At 69.8% G+C, this 6000-nt stretch carries 3 protein-coding genes and 2 pseudogenes; 3 read left to right on the forward strand and 2 right to left on the reverse strand.

What is annotated here, in order from left to right; translation table 11 throughout:
* Window positions 1–148: 148 nt before the first annotated feature.
* Window positions 149–353, reverse strand: a pseudogene (locus AC07C1_RS35365) (transposase); the annotation flags it as partial.
* Window positions 354–561: 208 nt separating this feature from the next.
* Here AC07C1_RS35365 and AC07C1_RS35370 point away from each other — a divergent pair.
* The 3 genes from AC07C1_RS35370 (at window position 562) to tpg (ending at window position 5203) form a co-directional block, all read left to right on the forward strand.
* On the forward strand, window positions 562–2196 hold the full coding sequence (locus AC07C1_RS35370) for a CehA/McbA family metallohydrolase (RefSeq protein WP_478945856.1): 1635 nt from the start codon (window positions 562–564) through the stop codon (window positions 2194–2196).
* 136 nt (window positions 2197–2332) lie between these two features.
* Complete coding sequence (gene tap, locus AC07C1_RS35375; RefSeq protein ID WP_478945858.1) at window positions 2333–4639, forward strand: telomere-associated protein Tap; 2307 nt, start codon at window positions 2333–2335, stop codon at window positions 4637–4639.
* Window positions 4640–4645: 6 nt separating this feature from the next.
* Complete coding sequence (gene tpg, locus AC07C1_RS35380; RefSeq protein WP_478945859.1) at window positions 4646–5203, forward strand: telomere-protecting terminal protein Tpg; 558 nt, start codon at window positions 4646–4648, stop codon at window positions 5201–5203.
* A gap of 14 nt (window positions 5204–5217) precedes the next feature.
* Here the strand turns inward: tpg and AC07C1_RS35385 are convergent.
* Window positions 5218–5343: pseudogene (locus AC07C1_RS35385) on the reverse strand (CsbD family protein); the annotation flags it as partial.
* Between the last annotated feature and the right edge of the window lie 657 nt (window positions 5344–6000).

Raw genomic sequence — 6000 nt, forward strand, 5'->3', positions numbered from 1 at the left:
CGTGCCGGTGCGGAGCGCCCCCGTGGTCCCCAGGATCCAGTACTGACAACCAACCCTCATGTCAAGACCAGTTGCGGGACAGGCCTTAGCTTGATCTTTAATCTGTGCGACGGGGCTTCGGGGTCGTTGTCTTCTTCTTTGGTCGTCTTGGCTGCCGAGGCGGGACGGCCCGCCGCAGGACACGGTCCGAGCGCATACGGGCCAGCACCTGCGCCGGCAGGTCCCTGAGCAGGAACGCGAGACGGGGTGCGTCGTAGCCGGCGTCCGCGATGATGAGGATCTCCGGGCTCGAGTGCGCAGATGATCGAGTTCGGCCAGCCGGGTACCGGGATGTGCTGGTCTTTGCCCCGGCCTGGTCTTTGCCCCGGCCGTAGGTGTGACACAGGATCCCCCGGGTGATGGTCGGGACGACCGGTTCCGGTGCGGGCAGGCCGATACCCACGTGCCGCACGCCCTTCAGCCGGGGACCATCCGGCGTCCACCATGGCGCATCAGGGTCTGAACGCTTCCGGTGCATTCAGCCTGTCCAGCCTGTACCTTCCCCGACTTGCCGAGGACACCATGTGCCTTGACGGACACTGCGAGCACAACGCTGACCCCCTCACCCCGAAGGCCGCCGGCGGCGACGACCCGGGCGCGGGACCGGCCCGGCGGCGCCTGCTCACCGCGGGGCTGGCCGGCGCCTCCACGCTGACCCTTCCCCCGGTTTCCTTCGCGCAGGCGGCCGACGGCTCCGCGGGTGGCACCCCGCCGGCCGGTGGCGAGGCGACCCGCGTCATCTCCGGGTTCCTGGAGACCGGAGCCGCGGACTTCGTCTACCTGCCGGTCGAAGTCCCCAAGGGCGTGCGGAAGATGGCCGTCTCGTACTCCTACGACAAGCCGACCGTTCCCGTCGGCATGCCAGGCAACTCCTGCGACATCGGCGTGTTCGACGAGCGGGGCATCGCGCTCGGCGGCCGTGGTTTCCGCGGCTGGTCCGGCGGTTTCCGCACCTCGTTCGAGATCGGCAACAGCGACGCCACGCCCGGATACCTGCCCGGCCCGGTTCACGCCGGGACATGGAACATCGTGCTCGGGCCGTACCAGGTGGCGCCGCAGGGCATGAACTACCGGGTCCAGGTGACGCTGACCTACGGCGAGCCCGGACCCGCCCACGTCAACAAGTACCCGCCGCGACGGGCCAAGGGGCGCGGCCGGGACTGGTACCGCGGCGACTGCCACCTGCACACGGTCTACTCCGACGGCAAGCGCCTGCCGGGCGAGGTCGCGGCCGGCGCCCGCGCCGCCGGGCTGGACTTCATCGTCTCCACCGACCACAACACCCCCGCCTCGCACGGGGTGTGGGGCGAGTACGCCGGACCGGACCTGCTGATCATCACCGGTGAGGAGGTCACCACCCGCAACGGGCACTGGCTGGCCCTCGGCCTGCCGCCCGGCGAGTGGATCGACTGGCGCTACCGCTCGCGCGACGACGCCTTCGGCCGCTTCGCGCGCCAGGTGCGCCGTGGCGGCGGCCTCGTGGTGCCCGCGCACATGTACTGCGCGTATGTCGCCTGCCAGTGGAAGTTCGGCTTCCAGGACGCCGACGCCACCGAGGTGTGGACCGGTCCGTGGACCTACGACGACGAGCACGCGGTCAGTACCTGGGACCAGAAGCTCGGTGAGGCGGTCCGCACGGGCAAACGCTGGCTGCCGGCCGTGGGAAACAGCGACGCGCACAGTGACCCGCAGGTCATCGGCCTGCCGCACAACGTCATCCGCGCGGATGACCTGACCACCGACTCGATCATGGACGGCATCCGCGCGGGCTGCAGCTATATCGCGGAGTCGTCCTCCGTGGAGCTGGCCTTCACCGCCACCGGCCACGGGAGGCAGGCCGGGATCGGGGAGACGCTGAGCGTGCCCGCCGACGCGCGGGTCGACGTCCGCCTCGACGTCCGGGGCGTGCCCCACGGCACGGTCCGGTTCCTCACCGACGAGGGTCAGATGCACCAGGAGTCGGTGGGCGCCTCCGGCTCCGGCACGGTGGTGTGGCGGACGACGGCCTCCCTCGCGTCGTACGTACGCGCCGAGGTACGGCACCCGATGGCGGACGGCGGCCCGGGGCAGGGCAACACGATGGGGGACGCGCTGTTGTTCGGCCCGATGGCCGCCCTGACCAACCCTGTCTTGCTGAACGCGGTTCCGCGCAGCTGACGGGCGACGGTTCCGCGCAGCTGAGGGCCGGCTCGGATCCCCCCGGATCCCTCCCCATACACCGATCTGCGCGATCAGCGTTGAATTCATGAGGCATTGGCGAGCGATTTGATAAGATATCCGTGGAGGTAAGCCTGTGCCAAATGATGATGAGGCGCTGTTCAGTGCTGTCGATGCGCTGCTCGAGCGGGTGGCGCAGGACCCCCTGCCGCCTCCCGCGGAGCGCAAGCGCCTACGGGAGGCTGCCGGGCTCAGTCAGGACCAGGTCGCCAAAGCGTTGCAGACCCGTCGCGAGTCGATCGGCAACTGGGAATCCGGCCGCAGCGAACCGCGGCCCCCCAAACGCGCCGCGTACGCCCGGCTCCTGGAGGGCCTCGCAGCCCGGTTCCCGGACCCCGCCATGACCGGGTCACACACGCCGTCGGCGATCCCTTCAGGTGAGGAGCATCAGGAACAGGAAGCCAGGGCGAAGGCCAGCCTGCCGGCAGTCGGTCCGCCGCCCCCGCCTCCCACCCCACCGCTGGATGAGGCCCCAGCGTCCCCGACGTCCCCAGCGTCCTCGACGTCCCCGAAGACCCCAACGGCCCCCAAGACCTCAACGGCCCCCATAGCCCCGAAGCCCCCGATGAGCAGCACGACCTCGTCTCCGCGGCGCCTGGGTGCGAAGAAGGCGGCGGCGAAGAAGCCGGCCGCCCCGGCGGCGTCCACGGACCCGCGCTTCGAGAACGGTCCACTCGCCGTGATCGACGCCGACGACGGCGGACAGGTGCACGCGTACTGCGTCGGCGGTCTGGTCCTGGACGTGCCCGCCAGATCACTGCCCGCGCTGGTCGAGTGGACGCTGGCCGAGGCGAGACTCGGCCAGGCCCGCCTGCACCGCAACGGCCGCGACGCCGATCCGCTCCTCGTCCTCACCCCCGCCGCGCTGGAGCGGTACGGCCTGCCCACCGCCCTGTCGGAGGGGGAGCGGCGCGACGGCCGGCTCCCGGACGGCCACAAGGTGGTCAAGCAGCTCGCCAAGGCCGACTGGAAGCTGACCCGGCGCGGTCTCGGGCCGTGGGCGCGGATCTACCGCCCGGCCGAGGGATCGCGGCGCCGCTGCGTCCAGCTGTGCATCCCGGCCTGGAACGCGTTGGACGTCCGCGAATGGGACCGCAAGGACAACCCGCAGTTGCCGGGCATGCACCCGGCCGATCTCGCCCGGTACCTGCGGGCGTACGCGGAGCGGGTGATGACGCCGCGCGGCACCGCGGCCGTGACCGGTCTGGAGCTGATGACCGCGCTGCGCCCGCCGACCCGCGCGGAGAAGGAGGAGGCCACCGGCGAGTTCAAGCGGGTCTTCAACGACGACGCGCTCACCCGGGTGTACGACGTGGTGGAGTGCGAGGTCCCGGACGAGCACCCCATCCTCAAGGGGAGGTTCGCCCGGCACCACCTGCGCACCCCGGCCGAGATGCTGATGGAGGAGCCCTACGACTGGTGCCGGCCGCTGACCGATGAGGAGTGCGCACGCCGGTACCTGGTCGCGGTCGACATCAACATGTCGTTCGCCGCCGCCGCGAACGGGCTCACCGTCGGGCTGAACGGGCCGACCCACCTCACCGACAACCCGAAGTTCGACGCGTCACTGCCCGGCTCGTGGCTGGTCGACCTGAGCCATGCCGACCTGTCACGTGTGGAGATCGACGGCCGCACCGTCGACGGCGACCGGCTGCCCTCGCCGTTCACGCCGAAGGGCGACCACCCGGCAGGCCCGGCCTGGTACGCCACCCCGACCGTCGCCTACGCGGTGGAACTGGGGTTCGAGGTCGCGCCGATCGAGGCGTACGTCCGTACCCGGACCGGCCGCTACCTGGACGGCTGGTACAAACGCCTGCGTGACGCGTACGTGGCGACGATGGCCGACCTTGGCGTCACCACCGACATGGGCGGGGCCGAGTTCCTGGAAGCGATGGCCCGCTCCAAGCAGGTCGACCCGACGATGGCACTGCTGGCGGGCGCGATCAAGGCGACGGCGAAGGGCGGCATCGGCAAGCTGCGCCAGCGCAACCGGGGCCAGGTCCCGTACTACGAGCCGTGGCCGGCACTCAAGCGAGAGACATGGCGCCCGGACATCCGGGCCGCCGTACTGGCGAACCAGCGGATCGGTCTGCACCGCAAGCTGATGAGGACCGCCGCGGCGGCCGACTTGTACCCGGTCGCGATCGGCACCGACGCCATCGTCTACCCCTCGCCCGGCCCGTCCCCCCTGGACGTCCTGCCGCACACACCCGAGGGCAAGCCGATGCCGGGCACGTTCCGGCTCGGGGTCTCGCCGGGGATGGTCAAGCATCAGGGCACCCAGACCGTTCTGTGGGCCGAGGAACAGTTCGAGGAACACGGCGGCGTGTTCAATACCGCCAACCTGATCAAGAACGACCCGACGGCCGGACAAGGGGAGTAGCCGACCATGGCGGACTCACTCGGGGACAGCCTCGACCGCGCACTGGAGCAGGCGTTCACCCGACCCGTCCCCAAGAGTGCCCAGGCGCAGATGAAATACCTGGTCAAGCAGCTCAAGGGAACCAAGCCGGTCGCCGAGCTGCTGGGAGTGTCGCAGCGTACCGTCGAGCGGTATGTGAAGGGACAGCTCAAGCGTCCCCGTAAGGAACTCGCCGCGCGCATAGAGCGTGAGGTCAAGAAGCGGTGGCAGCCGAAGATCCGGGCGAAGGCCCGCATGAAGGCGGCCTCCACCGACGGCCTGGTCGTCTCCACCCGGGCCCGCTTCGGGTTCACGGCCGCGCCGGGAACGACCGACGACGCCCGGATCCGCGACATCACCCAGGCCCTGCCGCCGGTCTACGCCGACCGCCTGTTCACGGCCCGCGAGCAAGGCGCCCCCGAGCAGCAGCTTCAGCACATCGCGGCCGAGGGCCTCGCGCAGATGTACTTCCGCGCCAACAACACCCGTGCGCATGGCCTGGATGTTGAGTTCACCGACGTGGAGCGGATCGACATCGACTTGTAGTGAGCGACTCCTTGGCCTCGCCGGCGTTGCCCGCGGCCCTTGGCGATCAGCTTCTCGTTGCCTGCGGCGCGTCCGGCTGCCTGGGCGGCCTTGCCGACTGCCTGTTCGGCCTTGGCGCGGGCCTTCTCGCTGGCGGCCATGCTGCTCACCTTCCTTGGGTGCCGGTGCCAGGTGCTGGCTGCGCGCATGACCTCTGACGGTGGAGGTGAGCGCGGGACGGAGCGCACTGATCGTTCTGGTCCTGTGGCTGCTGGGCTTCGTCGTCCGGCCCGCGGCAGTGGTGGCCGGAGGGGCCGCTGGTACCGCTGGTACCCCTGGTAGTCACAGGCGTCTCAACGCGCGAGAACAGCAGTAGCCGATGCAGACGGTAGGGATGGATCGGGCGTATCGGACGCATCAGAGGGTACGTGAGTAGTGCACCGGTCCCGCAGAATCAGCAGTGGAACCTGCGCCTCCAATTTCTGCGGGGCCGGTGCTCGCGCCCGTCCGGACGATGAAATGGGCCACCCTCGCGTCTGAATGAGGCCCGCGGCGAAAGCGGCCCTTCTCGACCGGTGGAAGGTCTCCTTGAACCAGTGTGGGCGCCCTGCGAGTGCCTTCCATCGTCAGCTGATCGACCTGGTGCTCGCGTGAGTCCCTTTTGACGTATGCGAGCTGACTTGGGATCGACGTGGACTTAACTCATCTCAGCCGCACAAGAGTTGTGAATCGCTCCGGGATCGGTGGAGGCTCTATGCGTTGACTCCAGCCGCCGGTTGGGGCTGGTGTTGAGCGTAGTGGTTGGTCTCGTACTCGTG

This window comes from Streptomyces sp. NPDC045022, from assembly GCF_056432605.1.